Annotated in this window: 8 protein-coding genes and 2 pseudogenes; 9 read left to right on the plus strand and 1 reads right to left on the minus strand. The window is 73.5% G+C overall.

Going from position 1 to position 23286, the window contains the following annotated elements:
* Positions 1-29: 29 nt before the first annotated feature.
* The 3 genes and pseudogenes from AC3CH1_RS00445 (at position 30) to AC3CH1_RS00455 (ending at position 2170) form a co-directional block, all read left to right on the plus strand.
* Complete coding sequence (locus AC3CH1_RS00445) at positions 30-728, plus strand: response regulator transcription factor (protein ID WP_488460993.1); 699 nt, start codon at positions 30-32, stop codon at positions 726-728.
* A pseudogene (locus tag AC3CH1_RS00450) lies at positions 721-1844 on the plus strand (sensor histidine kinase). The gene AC3CH1_RS00445 and the pseudogene AC3CH1_RS00450 overlap by 8 nt, the downstream one beginning before the upstream one ends.
* Positions 1841-2170, plus strand: coding sequence for an antibiotic biosynthesis monooxygenase family protein (locus tag AC3CH1_RS00455; protein WP_488460994.1), 330 nt, complete (start codon positions 1841-1843; stop codon positions 2168-2170). The pseudogene AC3CH1_RS00450 and the gene AC3CH1_RS00455 overlap by 4 nt, the downstream one beginning before the upstream one ends.
* 88 nt (positions 2171-2258) lie before the next feature.
* Here AC3CH1_RS00455 and AC3CH1_RS00460 read toward each other — a convergent pair whose 3' ends face one another.
* Entirely contained in the window at positions 2259-2804 is a 546-nt protein-coding gene (locus AC3CH1_RS00460) for an AAA family ATPase (RefSeq protein WP_488460995.1), read from the minus strand.
* A gap of 138 nt (positions 2805-2942) precedes the next feature.
* On the opposite strand from AC3CH1_RS00460, the gene AC3CH1_RS00465 reads away from it, so the two are divergent.
* The 6 genes and pseudogenes from AC3CH1_RS00465 to AC3CH1_RS00490 all read left to right on the plus strand — a co-directional run bounded on the left by AC3CH1_RS00465 (position 2943) and on the right by AC3CH1_RS00490 (position 23189).
* Positions 2943-15704, plus strand: coding sequence for an amino acid adenylation domain-containing protein (locus AC3CH1_RS00465; RefSeq protein WP_488460996.1), 12762 nt, complete (start codon positions 2943-2945; stop codon positions 15702-15704).
* A gap of 136 nt (positions 15705-15840) precedes the next feature.
* Positions 15841-16344, plus strand: coding sequence for a hypothetical protein (locus AC3CH1_RS00470; protein ID WP_488460997.1), 504 nt, complete (start codon positions 15841-15843; stop codon positions 16342-16344).
* Positions 16344-17744 (plus strand): hypothetical protein, encoded by a 1401-nt coding sequence (locus AC3CH1_RS00475; RefSeq protein WP_488460998.1) that lies wholly within the window; start codon positions 16344-16346, stop codon positions 17742-17744. Before AC3CH1_RS00470 ends, AC3CH1_RS00475 begins: the two co-directional genes overlap by 1 nt.
* Complete coding sequence (locus AC3CH1_RS00480; RefSeq protein ID WP_488460999.1) at positions 17741-19132, plus strand: VWA domain-containing protein; 1392 nt, start codon at positions 17741-17743, stop codon at positions 19130-19132. The genes AC3CH1_RS00475 and AC3CH1_RS00480 overlap by 4 nt, the downstream gene beginning before the upstream one ends.
* Before the next feature lie 87 nt (positions 19133-19219).
* The gene (locus tag AC3CH1_RS00485; protein ID WP_488461000.1) at positions 19220-20350 is read left to right on the plus strand and encodes an ATP-binding protein; all 1131 of its coding nucleotides are present in this window, start codon (positions 19220-19222) and stop codon (positions 20348-20350) included.
* Positions 20347-23189, plus strand: a pseudogene (locus AC3CH1_RS00490) (DUF5682 family protein). Before AC3CH1_RS00485 ends, AC3CH1_RS00490 begins: the two are co-directional and overlap by 4 nt.
* Positions 23190-23286: the final 97 nt, after the last annotated feature.

The raw sequence follows: 23286 nt of genomic DNA on the forward strand, positions 1-23286 counted from the left end.
CGATAAGTGCCGGCTCGTAGCATCGGCCCATGCGCGTGCTGATCGTCGAGGACGAACCCTATCTGGCGGAGGCCGTCCGCGACGGCCTGCGTCTCGCAGCGATCGCGGCGGACATCGCGGGGGACGGGGACACCGCTCTGGAGCTGCTGAGCGTCAACACCTACGACATCGCCGTCCTGGACCGCGACGTTCCCGGGCCGTCCGGCGACGAGATCGCCGAACACATCGTCGCCTCCGGCAGTGGCATGCCGATCCTCATGCTCACGGCGGCCGACCGACTCGACGACAAGGCTTCCGGGTTCGGGCTCGGCGCCGACGACTACCTCACGAAACCCTTCGATCTGCGGGAGCTCGTGCTCAGGCTCAGAGCGCTCGACCGCAGACGCGCCCACAGCAGACCGCCCGTGCGGGAGATCGCGGGTCTGCGGCTGGACACCTTCCGCAGGGAGGTCTACCGGGACGGCCGCTACGTCGCACTGACCAGGAAGCAGTTCGCGGTACTCGACGTCCTCGTCGCCGCCGACGGCGGTGTCGTCAGCGCCGAAGAGCTCCTGGAACGCGCGTGGGACGAGAACGCCGACCCGTTCACCAACGCCGTACGCATCACCGTCTCGGCCCTGCGCAAGCGCCTCGGCGAACCGTGGATCATCGCCACCGTGCCGGGCGTCGGCTACCGCATCGGCACGGCGTCCGGCACGGGTCGCGGCGCGGGAGAGGACCATGGCTAGGCGGCCCGGGTTGAGCGTCCGCCTCAAGCTCACCCTCAGCTACGCCGGATTCCTCATGGTCGCCGGCGTCCTGCTGCTCACAGCGGTGTGGGTGTTCCTCCTGGAGTACGTTCCCGACGACTGGGACAAGCGGATGCTTCACGAGAATCCCAACCGCCAGCTCCTCGCATACACGTTCGCCCCGGCGGCGGCCACCGTACTGGCGGTCCTCCTCGTCTTCGGCCTCCTGGGAGGATGGATCCTCGCCGGCCGTATGCTCGCCCCTCTGACCCGGATCACCGAAGCCACCCGCGCGGCCACGCACGGGGCGCTCTCCACCGGATCCGGCTGCCGGGCCGCAGGGACGAGTTCCGGGAACTCGCCGACGCGTTCGACACGATGCTCGCCCGGCTCGAAGCACACGTCGCCGAGCAGGAGAGGTTCGCGGCCAACGCCTCCCATGAGCTGCGCACCCCGCTGGCGATCTCGAAGACGCTTCTCGAGGTGGCCCGCACCGATCCGAACCGCGACACCGACGAGATCATCGACCGCCTGTACGCCGTCAACGGCAGGGCGATCGACCTCACCGAGGCGCTGCTCGTGCTCAGCCGCGCCGACCGGCGTTCCTTCCCCCGGGAACCCGTCGACCTGTCGCTGCTGGCGGAGGAGGCCACCGAGACCCTCCTCCCCCTCGCGGAAGAGCATGGCGTCACCGTCGAGACACGCGGCGAGATCGCCCCCACGACCGGATCACCGGCGCTCCTGCTGCAGCTGATGACGAACCTCGTGCACAACGCGATCGTCCACAATCTGCCCGACCGGGGCACTGTCCGGGTCACTACCGGCGTCCGCCGCGGGACCGTGGTGCTCACGGTCGAGAACACCGGTGCCAAGGTCACCCCGCGGCTGGCCGCGACGCTCACCGAACCCTTCCGGCGCGGAGCCGAACGGTTGCGCACCCACCACGCGGGTATCGGGCTCGGCCTGGCCATCGTCAAGACCATCACCCGCGCGCACGACGGAACGCTCACCCTTGCCCCGCGCCCGGACGGCGGGCTGCGCATCACGGTGGAACTCCCCGCGACGGCCCCGCCCGGCGACGGGGTCCGGACGGCGTACGGCAGGATGGAGCCATGAGCGTAGTCAAGATCAATGTGCTGACCGTCCCCCAGGAACAACGCGAGACGCTGGAGAAGCGCTTCGCTTCCCGGGCCCATGCCGTGGAGGGCTCCGACGGATTCGAGTGGTTCGAGCTGCTCCGGCCCGTCGAGGGCACGGACGACTACCTCGTCTACACCCGCTGGCGTGACGAGGCCGCCTTCCAGGCGTGGATGGAGGGGCCGATGAAGGCGGCCCATCAGGGCGGCGATGCCGGCGGCGCCGAGCGCCCCAAGCCGGCGGCCAGCGGGTCCACGGTGTGGTCCTTCGAGGTCGTGCAGCAGGCCTCCCCGACCGGCGCGTAGCCGAGCGGGCGCAGCTGTGTGACCCGCGCCCGGTCCGGCCCACGTGGCCGGCCGGGCAGGTCTCTGCCTCTTGCCGGGTCCGGGCAGGTCAGCGGTCGACCGCCGGCAGCCGGGCCAAACCGGTGTCACGCATGATGCGGTGGACGGTCCCGGCCAGGACGCTGTCGGGGCCGATCACGGTCTCGACGCCCTCGGGCAGCACGTCGCGGGGGCGGTACCAGTCCCGCAGTCGGTTCTCGTCGACGTCGTCGGCGATCGGCTTGGTGGCGTGCCGGGCCACGGTCTCGGCGAAGGGGACGTCCAGGTAGTACCCGTGGGTCGGGCCCCGGTGGTCGGCGCGCAGCCGGGCGAGCATGTCGCCGTAGTGGTCGGCGTAGAGGATGCCCTCGACCACCACGTGGTAGCCGGCGTCCAGGGCGTAGCGGGCGGTCAGGTCGATCAGACCGATGTTCGCCGCCCCGGGCCGGTCGCGCTCGCGCAGCACGGTACGGCGGAGGTTGTCCTGGCCGACCAGGGCCAGTCCGCGGCCGAAGCTGTCGCGGAGGCCGGCCGCCACACTCGACTTCCCCGAGGCGCTGTTGCCGCGCAGGACGATCAGCCGGGTCTCCTCGGTCCCCACGTTCACGGTGGACACGCTAGCCGCTGCCGGGTCCTGAAGCGGACCCTTCCCGTCACGTCACTCCCAGGGTGCATGCGCTCTCCTCCCGGCGGCTGATTCCCCGCGACCTGAGCGTTTTTAAGATCATTCTCCGAGGAACGGACCGACGGACCGGTGGAACACGACATGACACTGCTGGATGTACTACTGGACGCGGTCCGCGAGGCTCCCGGGCAGGTCGTCGTGCATGTGCGCGGCGACGGTGGCGAGCTGACGGTCAGCCTGCGCGAACTCCTGGACGCATCCCTCCGTGTGGCGGGGGGCTTCCGGGAGGCGGGGGTGGCGCCAGGGACCTGTGTGCCGTTGCTTGCCGACCGCAGCGAGGACTTCCAGCCGATGTTCTGGGGTGCGGTGGCGGCCGGCCTCGTTCCGGTTCCGCTGGCGCCGGACGCCCGTCGGGTGCTCCCGGTCTGGGAGCACCTGGGGCGGCCGCCCGTCGTCGTGGACGCCTCGACCGCGTCGCTGTCCGGTGAACTCCCCGACACCGTTCGCACCCTGACCCTCGATGTCCTGCGGCAAGGACCGGTACTGCGGGAGATCTCCACCGCCGGGCTCGACGACGTCGCTTTCGTGCAGTTCTCCTCGGGAAGCACCGGCGCCCCCAAGGGGGTCGAGGTGACACATGGCGCGGTGCTGGCCAACCTGGAGCAGATACGGGCCGCCTCGGCGCTGGGCCCCGACGACGTGGTGGTCAGCTGGATGCCGTACTTCCACGACATGGGGCTCATCGGCACCCACCTCGCTCCGCTGGCCGCCCGGGCCCGCCAGGTCAAGATCGGTCCGCTGTCGTTCGCCAAACGCCCCCGCCTGTGGTTCGAGGTGGCGGCCCGGCACCGGGCCACGGTGCTGTCCGCCGCCAACTTCGCCCTGGCGCTGGCCGTACGCCGTGTTCCCGAGGAGGTCCTGGCCCGGCTGGACCTCTCGGCCGTGCGGCTGATCCTGGTCGGGGCGGAGCCGATCGCGCCCGCGGTGTGGCGTGCCTTCGCCGACAGGACCCGGCCGTCGGGGCTGGACCCGGCGGCGGCCCAGCCGGTCTACGGCCTGGCGGAGGCGACGCTGGCGGTGACCTTCCCGCCGCCGGGGGAGGTGGCCGTGCCCCTGGTCCTGGACCGGGCGTCGTTGAGCCGTGGAGTGGCGGTGGACGCCGAACCGGGCGAAGGGGCCGTCGAGTTGATGGACGTCGGGCTGCCGGTGTCGGGCTGCGCCGTGCGCGTCGTCGACGACGCGGGCACCGTCCTCGGGGACCGGCGGACCGGGCACATCATGGTGAGCGGTCCCCAGCTCGCCCGTGGCTACCACGGTCTTCCCGACGCGAGCGCGGAGGTGTTCGCCGGGGGGTGGCTCCGCACCGGTGATCTCGGGTTCCTGCGGGACGGCCGGCTGTGCGTCACGGGCCGGCACAAGGACGTGCTGTTCCTCAACGGCCGCACGTTCCACGCCACGGACATGGAGGAGGTCGCGGCCACGACTCCCGGGCTGCCTCCCGGCGCCCCGGCGGTGGTCGGGTCGACCGACCCGGTCACCGGTGCGGAGCGCGTCGTGGTGTTCGTCCCCTGGGCACGGCCCGCGCGCGAGGCGGCGGACGTACTCGAACGCGTCGCGGCCCGGGTGCGCGAGGCCCTGCTCCATGACGATGTGCGGGTGCTGGCCCTGCCGCCGGGCGCGTTCCCCCGGACGACGAGCGGCAAGCTGCAACGTCGGCGGCTGCGGGAGCGTTTCGAGGAGGGCGCGTTCGGGACCGGTGACGGCGCTGGTGGCGTTCTGCCCGGAGAGCCCCGGCCTGCGGCCGCACCCCACGCGAAGGCGCCCCGCGCCCGCGCGGAGACCGTCCAGGTCGTGCGGCAGGCGTGGGGCCGGGTGCTGGGCCGGCCCGCCGATTCGATCGGGGCGCACGAGCCGTTCGGGAGCCTCGGAGGGACGTCGCTCAAGGCCATGGAGGTGCTGGTGGCGCTGGAGGACGCCTTTGGTGTGACGCTGCCGCCGGTGGTCATCCGCGACCACGGCACGGTGGACGCGCTGGCCGGTCACCTTCTGACGGTGGCGCCCGGTCCGGGGCCGTCCGACGCGTCCGACGCGGACGGTGCGGACGCCGCGGACGCCGCGGAGCGCGCCGCACAGCGGACCGGAGGATCAGCCGCCGGGCCGGCCCCGGCACTCCCCCTCCTCACCGACGCCACCGACGCCGCCGCCACCGCTGCGGCCGTCATCGGGATGGCGTGCCGGTTCCCCGGCGCCGACACCCCCGAGGCCTTCTGGGACCTGCTGGTCGACGGGCACGACGCCGTCGCTCCCGTACCGCGTGGACGATGGGACGACGGCCGGGAGGACCCCTCGGGGGGCCGGCCGACGACGTCGGCGGCTCCGGCAGGTTCGGCAGCTCCGGCAGCTCCCCGGAAGCGATGGGCCGCGCTGCTGGAGGACCCGGCCGGGTTCGACGCCAGCTACTTCGGCATCGGCGAGGACGAGGCACGCGCACTCGACCCGCAGGCCCGGCTCTTCCTGGAACTCGCGCACGAGGCACTCGAACGCGCCGGCTACGCGGGGCCCCGACGGAACGGTCGCAGGATCGGTGTGTTCGCGGCGGTCGGGGACAGCGGCTACCGGGAGGTCCTGGAGCGGGCCACGGCCGGCGGCTCCCCGCTGCCCGCCGCGCTCACCGGGAACCTGCCCGCCCTCGTCGCCGCCCGGGTCTCGCAGAGCCTCGACCTCGACGGTCCCGCTCTCGCCGTGGACACCGCCTGCTCGTCGGGGCTGGTGGCTCTGCACCTGGCCCGGCGCAGCCTCCTGGACGGCGAGTGCGACCTTGCCGTCGTCGGCGGGGTCAACCTCCACCTGACCTCGACCCCGCACAGGCTGCTGGAAGAAGCGGGGGCCCTGTCCCCCACCGGGCGCGGCCGCGCCTTCAGCACCGACGCCGACGGTTTCGTGCCCGGCGAGGGAGGCGCGGCCATCGTCCTGACGCGGCTCGACGCCGCCCGCCTCGCGGACGATCAAGTGCTCGCGGTGGTCCGGGGCACGGCCGTCAACAACGACGGCCGGTCGATGAGCCTCATGGCGCCCAACCCGCTGCGGCAGCGCGAGGTCATCACCCGGGCGTACGAGGCGGCGGGGGTCGAGCCCGCCTCGGTGACCTACGTGGAGGCCCACGGCACCGGCACGGCCGTGGGGGATCCGATCGAGCTGCGTTCGCTGGCCCACGCGTTTCCCGAACGCGCCGACGGCGAACCGCGGTTGGTCGGCTCGGTGAAGACCAACATCGGGCATCTGCTGAACGCCGCCGCACTTCCCGCGCTGGTGAAGGTCGTACTGGCCCTGGGCCACCGTAGGCTGCCGCCGTCGCTGCACCATGCCCCGGCCTCGCCGGGCCTCGCCCCCGCGGGCTTCTCCGTGGTGACCGAGGCCCGGGACTGGACGTCGTCCGTCGGGCCCCTCGTCGCGGGGATCAACGCGTTCGGTTTCGGCGGCACCAACGCCCATGCCGTTCTCGAGCAGGCCCCGCCCCCGCCGCCCCCGGCTGCCCCGGGCTCGCCTCTTCCTCGTGTCGCGCGGGAAGTCGCGGTCGACGGGCCTCACTTGCTGACCCTGTCGGCCCGCAGTCCGGGCGCGCTGCGGGACGCGGTGACCCGGCTCGCCACCCATCTGGAAAGCCGTCCGCGGCTACGCGAGGGCGATGTCTGCCGCACCGCGAGCACGTCCCGGGACGAGGGACCCCACCGGCTCGCCGTCGTCGCCGACGGTGATCTGCGGGAGCGGCTCGCCGCCATCGCCGCCGCCGCGACGGGACCAGCAGGCGGGCGGGTCGGGAGCCTCGTCCGTTCCCGGCCGCGTGTGGTCTTCCTGTTCCCCGGGCAGGGCTCGCGGTTCCCCGGCCAGGACCGGGCGCTGTACCGGACGGCGCAGGTGTTCCGGGAGACGTTCGACGAGGCGTCCGCTCTCCTCGGGCCCGTGAGCGGGCGGTCCCTGCTGGACTGGGCGCTCGATCCGGAGACGGACCCCGCCGCCCAGGCCGCGACGGAGCGGGCGCAGCCACTCCTCGTCGCCTCCGGGGTGGCGCTCGCCCGCCAGTTGCGGGCCTGGGGCGTGGAGCCCGACGCGGTCGCCGGACACAGTGTCGGGGAGATCACCGCCGCCTGCGTCAGCGGGATGCTGACCCTCCGGGAGGCGGTGCGGTTCGCGGCCGAACGCGGCCGTCTCATGGGCGCGTTCACCGATCCCGGGGTCATGATCGCCGTCCGCGGGGGTGAGGAGGCCGTCGCCGCGGCGGTGGCGGAGTCCGACGGGGCGCTCGCCGTGGCCGCGTACAACGGTCCCGGGCTCCAGGTCCTCTCCGGGGGCGTCCGTGCGGTGGAGCGCGCCGCCGCCGGCCTCGAAGCCCTGGGTGTCCCCACCCGTCGCCTGCGGGTCTCCCGCGCCTTCCACTCGCCGCTGATGCGGCCGGTGGCGGACCGGATCGCCGACGCGGCCCGCGCGTTGGCCCCGCAGCTCCCGTCCGTCCCCCTCATGAGCACCGTCACCGTCGAGTGGCAGCCGGTCCTGGACCCCGGGTACCTGCGTGAGCACGCGGAGCGTCCCGTGCTGTTCGGGGCGGCCGTGGAACGCCTGGCCCGGGAGGGGTACGACACGTTCCTGGAGGTCGGCCACGGCGCGACGCTTTCGGGCGCGGTCCGCGCGGCGACGGAGGTGTACGCGGCCGACGCCCGGGCGGCAGGCGCGGGAGGGCCCGAAGCTTCCGGAACATCCGGAGCGTTCGGAACATTCGAATCATCCGGAACATCCGAAACCAGTGACGCCCCCGGCGCCTCCGGTGGTACGACGACGGTGATGTGCGCCCTGCCGGGACGTTCCGACGGCCGCGGCACGGATGCGGAACGGCTCGCCGATGACCGGCACGGCGGGCGCGGGGCCCTGCTGGGAACCATCGGCCGCCTGTGGTCGCACGGCGTGCCGCTGGACCGCACGGCGCTCGACGCGGAACACCGAGGAATTCCGCTGCCCACCTATCCCTTCCAGCGCCGCCGGTACTGGGCCGGTCCGCCCGCGAACCCGCTGCTGCACCGGGTCCTGTGGGAGGACGCCGCGCTGCCCGGGCAGGCGGCGGCAGCCGTGCGTTCGGTGCTGCTGACAGGCCCCGACTCCGCGTACGTCGCCGGGCTCGCCTCGCAGCTCTCCGCCCAGGGCGTCCGGATGCACGAAAGGGGCGACGGGCCGCCGGATGCCGTGGTCCTGGCGACGGGTCCCGCTCCCGGCCAGGACACCGCGGACGCGCTCGGCCGGGCCCAGGACACCGCGCTGGCCGCCTTCGGTGAGGCCCTCGCGCGGTTCGACGAGGCAGGCGCGGACCGCCTGCTCGTGCTGACCGAGGACGTCCACGCCACGGGGGCCGTACGGGAAAGGCCGCGGCCTGCCCATGCCGTCCTCGGCGGGCTGCTGCTGGCGCTGCCGCAGGAGACTCCGGGCGCTTCGGCCACCGCCCTCGACCTCTGCTCGCTGGACACCCCGTCCCAGCGGCTGGCCGCCGTGCTGGCCGAACTCGCCGAACTGACGTCGGCGGACGGCAGCCGCCCGGGCAGGGTCGCCACCGTCGCCTGGCGCGCCGGGCGCAGGCTCACCCGCGGTTGGGCACCGCTGCCGAGCGGCGCCGCCGCACCCGCGGGGGTGACGCGGTCACCGCTGCCGCCCGACGGCACCTACCTCATCACCGGGGGCGGCGGCGGGATCGGCGCCGCGCTCGCCCGGGACCTCGCCGGCCGGGGTCGCCCCACCCTCGTGCTCGCCGGGCGCTCTCCCCGCCCGCCCGTGGGGCTGGCCGAGGAACTGCGCTCGCTGGGCGCCACCGTGCATTACCGCGTGGCGGACGTCTCGGTGGAGCAGGACGTCGACGCGCTCCTCGCCGGACTCCCCCATCTCGACGGGCTCTTCCACGCCGCCGGGACCGTGCGACCCGGCACCCTGCGTGACCGGCGTGCGGGAGAGACGGCGGAGGCCCTGGCCGCCAAGACCCGGGGCAGCCTGCTGCTCTCGCTGGCCCTGCGCCGGCACGGGCTGGACCCGGCGGTCCGTGTCGCGTTCTCCTCCGTCAGCGCCGTGCTGCCCGGACTGGCGGGAGCGCTGGGCGACTACGCCGCCGCCAACGCCTTCCTCGACGCGTTCGCCGCGTCGGAACGGCACGCGGGCAGACCCTGGCAGTCGGTGAACCTCGCTGCACTCGCCGGTACGGGCATGGCGGCGGCCCTCGGAACCGGGGCAGGAGGTGGGGCCGCCGCCGTACCGAGCGCCGGGGGCGGCCCCCTCGCCCTCCAGCCCGCGCTGGCGGCACTCCGCACGGCGTGCGGCGTCGACGCGGCGCAGCTGCTGCTCGCCGACCTGACGCCGTCCCCGGGACCCGCGGTCAGGGTGGACCCGACCGCTTCGGCGTCAGCCACGGGAACCGGCCCCTCCACGGAATCCGTGGCGGAACCGCCCACCTCGGCCCGGCCACCCCGCACCCGTGTGAACAGCGGTACGCGGGCGGGAACCAGGCCCCTTACCGATACCCGCAGCGATACCGCGGCGTTGCTCCGGCGGCTGCTTGCCTCGGCGCTGCGTCTGCCTGCCGCCGGGGTCCCTGACGACGAGCCGTTCCTCGCCCTCGGCCTCGACTCGCTCGCCGCCGTCGACCTCGTCAGGCAGCTCGAACGGGAGCTGGGCAGGCCGCTGCCCGCCACGCTCTTCTTCGAGTACCGCACGGTCGCCGAACTGGCCGCCCACCTCGACACCGCGCCCTCCCCCGAACCGCCGACCGGCTCCTCCCGCGCCTTCTCCCCCTCGTCCACCCCTGCTCCCGTGCCGGACGGGGTCACCTTCCCGCTCACTCCCGTCCAACTGGCCCTGCACACCAGCAGTCGGCTTTACCCGGACGTCCCGGCTCACGGTTACGTCCGCCAGACCGTCCGAGGGCCCCTGAACACCCGGCTCCTGGGCCGGGCACTCGCCGCGCTCGCCGACCGGCACACCATGCTCCGGATCCGGATCGAAAGCACCGGAGGCACCGGAAGCACCGGAAGCACCCAAAACATCGATCACGGGATCGGAGGCGGGATCGGCTCGACGACACCGGGGCAGTACGTCGCGCCGGCCGCCGCGCTGTCCGCCTGGTACGAGGTCCGCGAGCTGACCGGCCGAATCGAGGATCTCGAAACGGCGTTGTGCAACCGGCCGTTCGACCTCTCGGCCGAGCCTCCCGTGCGTGCGCTCCTCGCCCGGGAAAGCTCTGAGCTCTCCCATCTGGTGCTGGTGATCCACCACGCGGCCGGCGACGGGTACAGCCTCAACGTCCTCGCCGGAGAACTCTGGTCGCTCTACACCGCCCTCGCCGACGGGCGCGCACCGACGCTGCCCCCGCTCGGCACCGACTTCGCGCGGTACGCGGCCGCCACCGCCGATGGGCGGTCCTCCACGGACGGCATGAGGGCCCTCACCGCCGACCGGCTGTACTGGTCGGGGCGGCTTGCCTCCCGGGGCGAACCCCTGCGACTGCCCTACGACGGTGATCCGTGCGCCCTGCCGGCGGCGCCGATGACCACGCACCAGAGCGCCCTCGCCCCGGTGCCGACCGCCGCGTTGGAGCAGCGGGCAGCCGATCATGGGGTGAGCCTCTTCCATCTGCTGCTCGCCGTGCACGCGCGCTGTCTGGCCCGGTGGAGCGGGCAGCGGGAGATCGCGGTGAACGTCGCCCGCGCCCGGCGGGACGACCGCGTGACGGGCCTGGACCGGCTCGTGGGACCTCTCGCCGACACCCTGCCCCTGCTGTGCGTGACGGACCCGGACGAGTCGGTGGGGGCCCTGGCCGAGCGGCTGGCGGGGATCTGGCTGGAGAGCGAGCAGCACGCGAGCCTCACCGGCCTGGACCTGGCACGGCTGCTGCCGGCGGACCCGTCGGGGGCCGGCCCCCGGACGGTGAGCCCGGCCGGCTTCAGTTTCTCGCGCTTCCCCGCCGCTCTCGACGGGCGTTGCCCGGTGAGCGTGCGGCCGACGGCGGCCGGCACCGCCACCGCCGCGACCCGCCTGAGCCTGCTGTGCTGGCAGGACGAGGCGGTCCTGCGCTTCTCGTGGAACTTCCCCGTCCGGCTCTTCGACCCGGCGACGGTGGCACGCCTGGACCGGGACTTCCACGACGAGTTGGCCGCGCTCGTCGAGCCTCGGCCCGGCCGCCCGGCGGTCACGGAGCCCATGCCGGTCCACGGCACCGGCACCGGCATGAGCACCGGATCCGGATCCGGATCCGCCACGCTCGTGCGTCGGCTGGTCGAGCGGTTCCGGGCCGCCCCGGACGCGGTCGCCGTCGACACCGGCGCCGCCACCCTGACGTACGCCGAACTCGACCGTGACTCCCACGCACTCGCGGCCTCTCTCCTGGCCCGCGGCGTCACCCCCGGAAGCCTCGTCGGGCTCCTCACCGAACCCGGCGCCGACACCGTCGTCTCGGTCGTCGCGGCCCTGCGCGCCGGGGCGGGCTGGGTTCCGCTGGACGCCGGCCACCCGACCGCGCGGCTGACGGACCAGCTCACGCGCTCGGGCGCCCGTACGGTGCTCTGCCACGCCGCCACCCGGGCGGTGGGGGAAGCGCTCGGCGACGTCGCCCTGGTGCACGTCGACGCTTCGGCGCAGCCGTACCGGGGCTCGGCGGTCCCCGGACCCGCCGCAGACCCCCTCCTGTCCCCGGACGGACTCCCCACCCCCGACGGACCGGTCGACGCCGACGACATCGCCTACGTGATCTTCACTTCCGGATCCACCGGCCAGCCCAAGGCCGTGCCCATCACCCACCGGTCGATGGAGAACTACCTCGACTGGGCGATCGGCACTTTCGGGTACGACGAGCACGACCGGCTCGCCCAGACCGCGTCGCCCTGCTTCGACGCGTCCGTCCGCCAGCTCCTCGCCCCACTGCTCGTCGGCGCCACCGTGGTCACGGTGGCCTGGGACCTGCTGCGCGATCCCGACCGGCTGCTGTCCCACGTCGTACGCGGTCGCATCACCGTGTGGAGCTCCGTTCCCACGCTCTGGGAACAGCTCCTGAGCGCTGCCGAGGAACGCGTACGCAACGGCGCGCCGCCGCCGGACCTGTCCGCGCTCCGGTGGATCCATGTCGGCGGCGAGGCCCTGTCACCCGCCCATGTACGCCGCTGGTTCGACCTCTTCGGCGACGGCCAGCGCATCGCCAACCTGTACGGCCCGACCGAGGCCACGATCAACACGAGCTGCCACATCATCCGGGCCCGGCCCGGCGACCAGGTGCGGCGGCTGCCCATCGGCCGCCCCGTCTCGGGCACGGAGGTGGAGGTCGTCGGCCCGGACGGGGAGCCCGCGCGGCGCGGCGAGGCCGGTGAGCTCCTCATCTCCGGAGTCGGCCTCACCCCGGGCTACCTCGGCGAACCGGCCCTCACCGAGGCCGCGTTCACGGTCCGGCACGGTCGCCGCTGGTACCGCAGTGGCGACCGGGTGCGGTGGACCGAGGAGGGCGTCCTGGAATTTCTGGGGCGGCTGGACGACCAGGTGAAGATCCGTGGCAACCGGGTCGAGCCGGGCGAGATCGAGGCGATGCTCCAGACCCACCCGGACGTCACCCACGCCGTCGTCCTCGCCGAGGACGGACGCCTCACCGCCTTCGTGACACCGGGGCCCGGATCTGCCGGAGCGGACGCCGTGGCGCTGCGGCTCCATCTCGCGGAGTCACTGCCCGCGTACATGCTTCCGTCCCGGATCACCCGCGTCGGCAGGATGCCGCTCACCAGCACGGGCAAGATCGACCGGCGTGGGCTTCCGGCACTCAAAGAAGCGACCGAACCGCCCGGGGCGGTCACGGACACCGGCATCGGCGCGCGTACGGGCGACGTCCGTACGCCGCCCCGCACTCCCACCGAAGTCCGGCTGGCCGCCGTCTGGACCGCTCTGCTCCAGGCCGAGAACGTGTCCCGCGAGGACGACTTCTTCGTCCTGGGCGGCGACTCCCTGCTTGTGCTGGAAGTGTTCGCCCGACTGGAGAAGCAGGGCGGCCCGCTCCCCCGGCCGACCGTCATCTACCGCAACCGCACACTCGCGTCCCTCGCCGCCGCGGTGGACGCCGCACGGGACACCTCCGTCGCGCCGGGAGTGGACGCCGCGGCGGACCCCGCCATCGGCCTCACCGTCGATACCGCGGCGGGCTCCGGGAGCGTCCCTGCCGACGCCACCGACCCGGCCGTCGAGGCCGTCGGCACCTCGGCGGACCCGTCGGTCCGGGAACACCATCCACGGGGCGACCGTCCGGGGACGCTCGATCCGGCCGTCGTTCCCCCGCCCTTCCCGCTGACACCCACCCAGCGGGGCTTCCTGCTGGCCGAAGCCCTCGCCCCGGGCACCACATCGGCCTGGCTCACACGGCTGCGTCTGCACGGCCGCCTCGACACCGCTCGCTTCCAGGCCGCGGTGGACACGCTCGTCGGGCGCCACCACATGCTCCGTACCGTCTTCCCCGCCGGGGCGCGCCCGGCCGTCCAGCAGGAGCTTCCGTCCTCACTGCGTCTGCCGGTCGACTTCGAGGTCCTCACCGACCCGGATCAGGTGGAGGAGCGGGTCACCGCCGAACGGGCGCGCCGTTTCGAACCCTGGGCCTGGCCCCTGCTGCGCCTGCGGGTGCTCACGCTCGCTCCCGACGAGCACGTCCTGGTCGCCCACGCCCACCACATCATCGGCGACGGCTACAGCGCCGCACTCCTGGTACGGGAGCTGACGGCCGTGTACGACGCACTGTCCAGCGGCGAAGAAGCGGCCCCGGCCCCGCCGCGCAGCACCTTCCGCGACCACGCGCTCCAGCTCGCGGCGCGCACGGACGCCGCCCCAGCAACACCCCCGGCAACGGCCCCCGATACCACCGTCGACAGAGACTCCGCCACCCGGGCCGCGTCGCTTCGGCCGGACGCCCCGACCGGCGAGGACCGGTGGGAGCGGCTGAGCGCGCCCTACCGGCCGCCTCTGCTCGCGGCCGGTGCGACCACCACCGGCACGCCTGCGGGCAACGCCGCCGGCCCGCTCTTCCACACCCGCGGCTTCACGGTCGACGCCGGCCGGGTGGAGGCGCTGCGCGGGCTCGCCGCGCGCAGCGGGTCCACCCTCCACGCCCCGGTGCTCACCGCCTACTACCGGGCCCTCGTCTCCGTCACGGGCCGGGCGGATCTGGTGCTCGGTATGGCGGTGAGCGGCCGGGACCGCTCCCTGCCCGACGCACACCGGGTGTTCGGTCCCTTCGCCACGGCGGTTCCCCTGCGACCGGCGGGTCCGGCGTCGGGGCGGTCCGACAGCGCGGGTTTCGAGGACGATCTCCGGCGCGTCGCCACCGAGGCCGCCGAGGCGCGAGCATACGAGGGGGCCGTGCCGCCGCTGTCCAACGGCCTGCCCATGGCCTCGCAGTTCTTCTTCACCTATCTGGACTTCTCCGCCCTGGGTCCGGAGAGCGGCAGGACGCTGACGGTCGCCCGGGAGGGCGGCGACAGCGTGTTCACACCGCCGCCGGCCGGTACGGACGTGTTCCTGGCGGCCGGTCCGGAAGGGGGGCGGCTGCGGATCACCGTCCGGGCGGCGGCGACGGCGTTCACCCCGGAGACGCTGGCCGCGTTCACGGACGCGGTGCGCGACGGTCTGGCGCATGCGACGGCCTCGACCGTGCGCGATGCCGGCCGCCTCGGCACCCCGGGCGGCCCCGGCCGGGACCCGCGGATGGATGCCGCGCTCATCGGCTATCTGCCGTCCCCTGCCGGCCTCGCCCGACTGGCGGGACTGCCACAGGCGGCGCTGGCGCGCGAGCAGCTGCGGGCCCTGCTGTTTCCGGACGGGCTGCCACGGCTTCTGGAGACGCTGAGGACGCCGCTGGGCCGTTCGGGCTTCGTGTGCGTCCCGCTGTTCGCCGACGAACTCGCCCCCGGCGACGATCTGCTCGGGCACACCAGGCGAGGGGTGGAGCTCGCCTCGTCGCTCGGTGCGCGGGCGGTGTCCCTGGCGGGCATGATCCCCTCGCTCACGGGTTACGGCTTCGACGTGCTGAGGGCCGTCGGCACGACCGGAGCCGTCACCACCAACGCCGCCGGCCCCGCCGTCACCACCGGTCACGCGGCGACCGTCGTGTCCGTCGTCAGGACCGTGCACGCGGCTCTCGACGCGACGGGGCAGCGACTGGGCTCTCTCACCGTCGCGTTCGTGGGGCTCGGCTCGATCGGCTCCTCCTCGCTGGAGTTGCTGCTCACCCGGGCCCAGCAGCCGCCCGCCCGGCTGCTGCTCTGTGACGTACCGGGCAGCGGGCCACGGCTGAAGGAGCTGGCCGAGAACCTCCTTCAACGCCGTCTCGTCGAGTGCGTCGAGGCGGTCGAGTCGGATGCCGGTCTGCCCAACGCCGTGTACGACGCCCGCCTGATCGTCGCGGCGGTCAGCGGGGGCGGCGCACTCCTGGACATCGACCGTCTGGCGCCGGGCACGACGGTGGTCGACGACTCGTTCCCGCACTGCTTCGACACGTCCCGGGCCATCGGCCGCATGGAACGGGCGAAGGACGTCCTGGTCGTGGGCGGCGGGCTGCTGAGCGCCGGCCCCGCGGAACGGCAGGTGGCCGAGGGCCTCCCGGCCGCCGCGGTGGCCGGATACCTCGCGCGGCCGATGGTGCCGGACACCATCGCGTCCTGCCGACTGGAGTCCCTGCTCCACGCCTCGGGTGCCGACGTGCCGCTCGTCCACGGTCCGGTCGACGCGGCCACCGGACTGGCCTACTGGGAAGCGGCGGAGGCGACCGGCATCCACGCCGCGCCCCTCCACCTGCTCACCCGCACCGTCGACCCGGAGATGTTCACGCGACGCCCTTGGAGTTCATGACCCTTTCCCCGTGCCGGGTGTCGGACGCAGGACGTCGCGGCCCGTCGGACGCGTTGTCAGTGGTCGGGATTAAGTTCGTTCATGTCCCGCCGCGGTGGTGTGGACGTCCCCTTTCGCATGCATGGGAGTTGGCGCGTTGTCGCTCTGGGAGAAGTCGAGTACGGCGCGGGTGATGCCGCCCGCGCGCCCACGGAAGCTGGCCAAGGTGCCGTTCGTCGAACTGGCCGACGGGCGGTTGCAGGGAGTCGTCTCCAGCGGGTCGGACATCGGTCGGGTGTACGTGTCGTCCGTGGCGGCCCGGACGTACGCGTTCGCCTGCAGCACCAACAACAACCGGCCCTGCGGCGGGGCGCGCGGCATGTTCTGCAAGCACATCCAGGCGCTCGTCGGCGAGGCGGTGCTGCAGTACGGTGCGGAGCGCGTCGCCCGCTACCTCGCGGTGGAGACCCCGGACGGGGAGCCCGACGCGCGGTCCCTCACCGCCGCCATGACCGCGGCCCGGCCGGTGCAGGGCGACTCCTCGTCAGCCGCCCAGGTGTTCAGCCGGTTCCTGCGACAGCTGGCCTATCTCGAACTGGACGCGGTCACCGCGCCGTTGCCCGAGATGCAGTGGTTCCCGCCGACGCGGGCGGTGGCCTGATGCGTGGCGACCTGTTGTCCGATCCGGTCGAGGGGCTCGACGAGGCGCTCGCCGCCGTGGACGCCTTCGACGAGGCGCTGGTGGCAGGTCTGCTGCGGCCGGGCCCCGCCCAGGCCGCGGCGGTTGCCGGGCTCGCCGACGCCGTCGCCGGGACCCCGCTGGCCGCGCGGGTCGCGGAGGCGGCCGGCCGGGCGGCGGCCGGGGCCGCCGAAGATCACTTCGTGGCGCTCGCCGCCGCCCGCTGCGCGCTGCTCGGCTCCGTGCACGACGCCCTGACGCAGCGGATCGACGAGGCCGTCGACCGGCCCAGCGCCGAGGACGGCGCGGAGGGATCCGGGCCGGTGGCCGCCGCGGCGGACACCGGGACGAACCTCCTCGCGGCGGCCCGTAGTTGGCTGTGCGACCTCGCGCGCGGCGGCTGGCGGGGCATCGACCACGAGCTGGTCGCCGGGGTCGCGCCGGTGGTCTCCGCGATGCTGCCCGATCCGGGCCTGCGTCGTCGGGCGACGCTGCTCGACGGGTTCGCCGCCGAGCTCGCGGCGTCCTGCCCGGGGGCGACCCTGGAGCGCGTGCCGGTGCGCCGCTGGGCCGACCTGTGGTCACGCGCCCTGCTGTTGACGGTGCCCGGCTCCGCCGGGGAGCGTTCTGTCACGCCGGTGTCCGGTCGCCTGTTGCCGCTCGGTGTCGATGTGCAGGAGCACGCGACGGCCGTACAGGCCCAGGTCCACGCCGTGTTCGAACCGGCGGACGGAGGCGCGCCCCGTCTGGTGCGCGCCGGAGTGTCGGCGCCCAAGCCCGACACGGTCGTCGGGGCGGGTCTGTGGCAGCTGTTGCGCCCCCGCATGTCCTTGCTCGGCGCCGTGAGCGAGGGCCGCTCGGTGGAGCTGGACGCCATGCCGGTGACCCCCGAGGGGGATCTGCTCTGGGACGACGAGCGCGCCCGCCCGGGTGAGCCCGCCGACGCCTTCGCCACCGCGCGCGTGGTGCTGTCCACCGCGATCGCCGCCCGCGTCGACCCGCTGGACCGGCATCCTGTCCGGATCGCCGTACCGGTGCTGCTGGAGGGGTACGCCGCCCGGAGCGAGGAGGACCGGCTCGTGTTCGATCTGGCGGGGTGGCCTCTGGCCGTCGACACCGACCGGGCGCCCGCCGCCGGTCCACTGACACCCGAGGCGGTCGCGGCCTCCCACTCCTGTGTCGGGCTGCTGCGCTGGGATGCCGGGGAGTTCCTCCTCCAGCCGCTCGCGGTCGAGGCGACCGTGCGGAAGAAGACCGTCGCCGTCCACGCCGGGGCGTGGGCGGGCGGTACCACCGACAAGGCCGGTGTCCGGGCGGAGAAGGCCGCCACCGACGCCGTCGCCGTGCTGCGCGAGCGCGCGGGAAGGCTGTTGCGGAAATGACCGAGGAGCCCACCGGGCAGCCGCCCGCCGCCGCCACGCCCGACCCGTCCCCCGCCGGTCCCGACCCGCACGACAACCGCCGTCAGGTGCTGTACTGGCGACTCCTGGCCCGGCTTTTCGACGGGGAGGAGCAGCCCGCCCTGGAGTCGGCGAGCCTGGGAGTGGTCGAGGACATCGGGCTGCCGTCCGCGCTGCTGGATCCCGGGGCGTCGCTCGACTCCGTCGTACAACGCCATCCGGAGCTGGCCGCCGAGTTCGACGGTCTGATGACACCGGACGACGACGCGGCCGGCGACCGCGACCGGGCGGCGGAGGTACGGCGTGCCGCACTGGTTTCGAAGGTGCTGCTCAATGTCTTCGCGACCGGTTCGAGCACGGTGACCGCTGAGCAGCTGACGCGCTGGCAGTCCGACGCGGGCTGGCTGGAGCGTGCGCTGGGCAGCCCGCCCGGTGGGCTTCGCGGCGGGCGGGCGGCGGGCGCGGGCCTGGACGCCGGCGGCCTCGGGCCCGAGCTGGCGGCGATCGAGGCGGATCTCGTGGGGCGCATGCGGCTGCGGGAGGTGCTGGCCGACCCCGCGCTGGCCGCGCGGCTGACGCCCAGCATGTCGCTGATCGAACAGCTGCTGCGGGACAAGGGCAATCTTTCGGGTGTGGCCCTCGCCAACGCCAAGTCCCTGATCCGCCGTTACGTCGACGAGGTGGCCGAGGTGCTGCGTACGCAGGTGGAGAAGGCTTCCGTCGGCGAGCTGGACCGTTCGGTGCCGCCCAAGCGTGTCTTCCGCAATCTCGACCTGGACCGCACGATCTGGAAGAACCTAACCAACTGGAGCCCGGAGGAGGAGCGGCTCTACGTCGATCGCCTCTACTACCGGCACACCGTCCGCAGGACGACGCCGCAGCGGCTGATCGTCGTGGTGGACCAGTCCGGCTCCATGGTCGACTCGATGGTGAACTGCACCGTCCTCGCCTCCATCTTCGCCGGGCTGCCGAAGGTGGACGTCCACCTCATCGCCTACGACACCCGCTCGATCGACCTCACGCCGTGGGTGCACGACCCGTTCGACGTACTGCTGCGCACGAATCTCGGCGGTGGGAACGACGGCCCCGTCGCGATGGCGATGGCCCGCCCGAAGATAGCCGAGCCGAAGAACACCGTCATGGTCTGGATCTCGGACTTCTACGAGTTCGACCGCTCCCAGCCGCTGTTCGAGGGCATCGAGGCCGTCCACCGTTCCGGGGTGAGGTTCATCCCCGTCGGCTCGGTGACCAGCTCCGGACGGCAGGAGGTCAATCCCTGGTTCCGGGAGCGGTTCAAGGCTTTGGGCACGCCCGTGGTCTCCGGGCATGTGAACAAGCTCGTGCACGAGCTGAAGACGTTCCTGACCTGAGGCCCTGCGGGGCGGTGCCGATCTCCCGCCCGCCGCCTCTCCCGCTTGTCCTCCCACCCTCTCCCGCCCGTTCAGAAAGGCCTTCTGATGTCCGACGTGTTGCGCGCCCCCGCCGAGACCAAGTACGCGGAGGAGCTCGACTGGCTGGAGTCGATCGACGACAGCCCCAAGCCGTTCTCCTGGCGGCTGTCCCCGAAGATGGTCCGGCTGTTCATCCTGGGGTCCGAGCGCGCCGACGGCCTGGACCGCGAGATCTCACAGAAGTGGTTCGGCGACCGCAGCTTCGTCGAGCGCTCGATCGTCACTCTCGCATCGGACCGCGGTCTGCTGCTGATCGGTGACCCCGGCACCGGCAAGAGCTGGCTGGCGGAGCTGCTGTCCGCCGCGATCTCCCGCAACTCCACGTTGGTGGTGCAGGGTACGGCCGGAACGACCGAGGACCACATCAAGTACTCGTGGAACGTGTCCATGGTCATCGCCAAGGGGCAGTCGCGTGAGTCGATGATCCCGTCGCCGATCATGACCGCGATGGAGACGGGCGCCATCGGCCGCTTCGAGGAACTGACCCGTTCCACCAGCGACGTGCAGGACGCGCTCATCTCGATTCTCTCGGAGAAGTACATCTCCGTTCCCGAGCTGCGGAGCGACGGTACGGACGCGGGCGACAACATCGTCTTCGCCCAGCCGGGCTTCTCCATCATCGCGACCGCCAACAGCCGCGACCGGGGCGTCAACGACTTGTCGTCCGCGTTGAAGCGCCGCTTCAACTTCGTCCGCATCCCGGTCGTGACGAACAGGAAGAGCGAGGCGGAGATCGTCCGCTTCCGCACGGAGGAGCTGCTGCGCCGCCACGCGATCGACCTGGACGTGCCGCCGACACTGCTCGACATCCTTCTCCAGAGCTTCGCCGATCTGCGAGCCTCGGCCGCCGCCGCGGGCAGCGATGACGAGAAGCTGGAGTCCGCGCTGTCGACGGCGGAGCAGATCGGCGTGCTGGAGGACGCCGTCCTGCACAGCAACTTCTTCGGCGAGAGCACGCTGACGGCCCGGACCCTCGCCTCCTCGCTGGTCGGCTCGCTCGCCCGGCGGGATCCGGAGGACCTGGCCATCTTCAACAAGTATCTGCACGGCGTCGTCGAACCGCGCAGCAAGGAGGAGGGCGGCTCATGGCCGGAGTTCCTGGACGGCGGCCGGGACACGATCGCCACGCTGTCATGAGCGGGTCCCCCACGAACGTCCCCGGGGAAACGTCGTTCGCGGCGCTGCGCGGGCAGCTGCACGAGGCCGCCACCGCCTTCGCGGACGGGCCCGACGCGCTGGAGGGCATCCTCCTCGGCATGGTCGACGACGTCGACCGGGCGGTGCGCGAGCCGTTGGAGATCTTCCCGGTCTGCCACCACTCGCCCGCCTCCGCCCTCGCCATGGCCCGTCGGCTGCGCGAGAAGCAGCCCAAGGTCGTCTATCTGGAGCTGTGCGAGGACATGGCTCCGCTCCTCGACGAGCTGCGCAACTGCCGCCTGCCGGTGGCGGTCCAGGCGTTCGCGAGCGATATCGACGGGTTCCCCGCCGAGTGGGCCCCGCTGTCGGTCGTCGCCCCGATCACCGAGGCCTCCGCTGAGTACCAGGCCATCGCCTACGCCCTCGACACCCCGGGCGTCGAGCTGGTCCTCGTCGACCGGTCCTCCGACCACGTCTTCCAGTGGGACGGCCGGCACGGCGAGCACGCCCCCGAGGGGCGCCCGGCCCTGCGGACGGCTCTCCGGAGCCCGAAGCGGCGCTGCACGGTGAGGCGGTCGGCGTGGAGATCGGTGACCTGCGGCCCCGCTTCGCGGAGCTGGAGGAGCATCTGCTCCGCCACGGCAAGGTGCGGCACTGGTCGGAGTGGTGGCACCAGTACGTCGAGATCCCGCTCGGCGACAGCGACCACGCCGCCTACCGCCAGGTCATGTTCCTCGTCGGCAGCCTGTTCCGGCGGCTCGCCCCCGGCGACGGGGAACGGCTCCGGGTGGACGAGGACCGCGAGCGGTACATGTGGACCCGGATGCGCGAGCACCTGGCGTCGAGCGGGGTGGACCCGGAGGACTGCCTGTATGTGTGCGGCGCCTTCCACGCGGCCAGCCGGGTCGAGGAGTTCGGGGTGGCGGGCGGCGGGTCGTATCCGATCTCCCCGCGCTCCGCCACCGTCTGGCAGCACGGGCTGATCCCGTCCAGCCACGCGGCGATCGAGGCACAGTTCGGCCTGGCCTCGGGGTCGGTGTCGATCGCCGCGACCCAGTGGGCGAAGAACCTCGAGCGCACCCGGGTGCAGCCGTACCGGCTGGCCGGTCAGGACGGGGCGAAGAAGCCCCGCACACCGAAGAAGGCCGCCCCCGCCGCCCCCGCTCCCCCGCCGGAAGCGGCCGCGGACCGGCTCTCCGGGTTTCTGCGCCGGCCGCCGGTCCTCGACACCCTGGACGAGGCCGAGCTGCTCGGCTGGTCGGTGGACATCGTGCGCGCGGCGCGGCGCGGCGGCTATCTGGCGTCCACCGCCGACGCCATCGCGGTGTTCGAGACATCGATCCTGCTCGCCGGGATGCGGGACCGGGCCAAGCCCACTCCGTACGACTTCCAGGACGCGGCGATCACCTGCATCGAGAAGGACTCGGTGCCGGGCCGGCGGGACGTGCGCCGACTCGTCGAGATCATGATGGGCGGCGACCGGATCGGGCGGGTCGGCTACGACGCGCTGCCGCCGCTGGCCCGCGATGTGCACGACCGGCTCGCCCCGTTGGAACTGAAGCTCCAGCAGCGTGGTGTGCGGCGTGCCCTGCTGGACATGGGCTCCCACCCGGAGCTCGGGGCGTGCTCCGACGTGCTGTGGATGCTCCGCCGTCTGATGCCGCACGGCGCGGCCCGGCCGATCATGGGTGAGCGGAAGCTCGGCGAGCGTTCGATCCAGGAGTCGTGGGACCTGGCGCTGGGCACCCATCAGCGGGCGCTGATCGAGCTCGGTTACGAGGGCGTGAGCATCGAGCAGGTCCTGGAGCAGCGGCTGCGCCGCGACGCGTACGGGCCGCGGGCGACGGCTGCGGTCGTCCTCGCCGCCGTCGAGGACGCGACGCTGTATCTCCGCAGCCGCCGTCTCGCCGACGAGCTGGGCACCCGCGCCCTGGAGGTCCTCAGCTCCGAACGCACCGTGGACGGGGCCCCGGAGGTGCTGCGTCGGGTGCGGGGGCTGCTGGCCTACTATCGGACCGGCGGGCCGGTCCTGCCGCCGTGGGTGGAGTCGTTCGTCAAGGCCGGTTACGCGCACTACTGCACCTTGCTGCCGACGGCGTTCACCGACGAGGACGTCGCCGCGGGACAGGTGGCGGCGATGCTGGGCTTCCTGTTCAGCATGGAGGGCCTGGCGCTGTCCCTGGGCTGCGACCGGGCGCAGCTGGAGCTGGCCGTCGCCCAGTCGCGTCCCACGGACCCGGAGCGGACGGCGCTCCTGTGGGCGGCGCAGGTGCAGCTGGGCGCCCTGTCCCGGGCCGAGCTGCGGGAGCGCTGCGGGGAGCTGCTGGCGAACCCGATGGTGGTGCCCGCGTATCCGCGCTATCTCAGCGGCTTCGTGCACGCGTTGGTGCCGGTGCCGGGGCTCGCGGACGTGGTGGTGGAGGCCGTGTCGAACGCGTTCGGGCGGCTGCCGGACCCGGTGCTGCTGCCGTGGCTGCCGACTTTGATCACCACGCTGCGCGCCGGAGCGGCGGACCTGGCTCCCCTGTTGATCCGTGAGGCGGGGCGGATCTTCCCGGCCCGGCTCGCGGCGCTGGACGCCTGGGTGCCGCCGTGGCGCGAGGCGCCGGAAGCCGGTGCGCCCATCCCCGGCGGGACGAAGGCGGCCGGCGGCGGGAACCGTGGCGCCGCGCTGCTCTTCACCCACCCGGGGACGCTCGACGCGGTCGCGGAGCTGCTCGGCTGCGACGGCACGTGGGCCGCGCCCGGCGTGGGTCGGGCGGAGGCGGGCGGCGCGGTGCTGACAGCCCGTCACCCGGACACCGCGACCGCGTGGGAGTCGCTGCTCGCGGGCGCGTGAGGGCTGTGCGCGACGCCGGGGAGGCCGACCTCGCCCCGGTGTCGCGCCCCTTGCGTCCCTCGGAACCCTCGACCGCTCCATCGGCCGGGCACCGCAC

It is taken from the genome of Streptomyces sp. MGP-P1 (assembly GCF_057766565.1).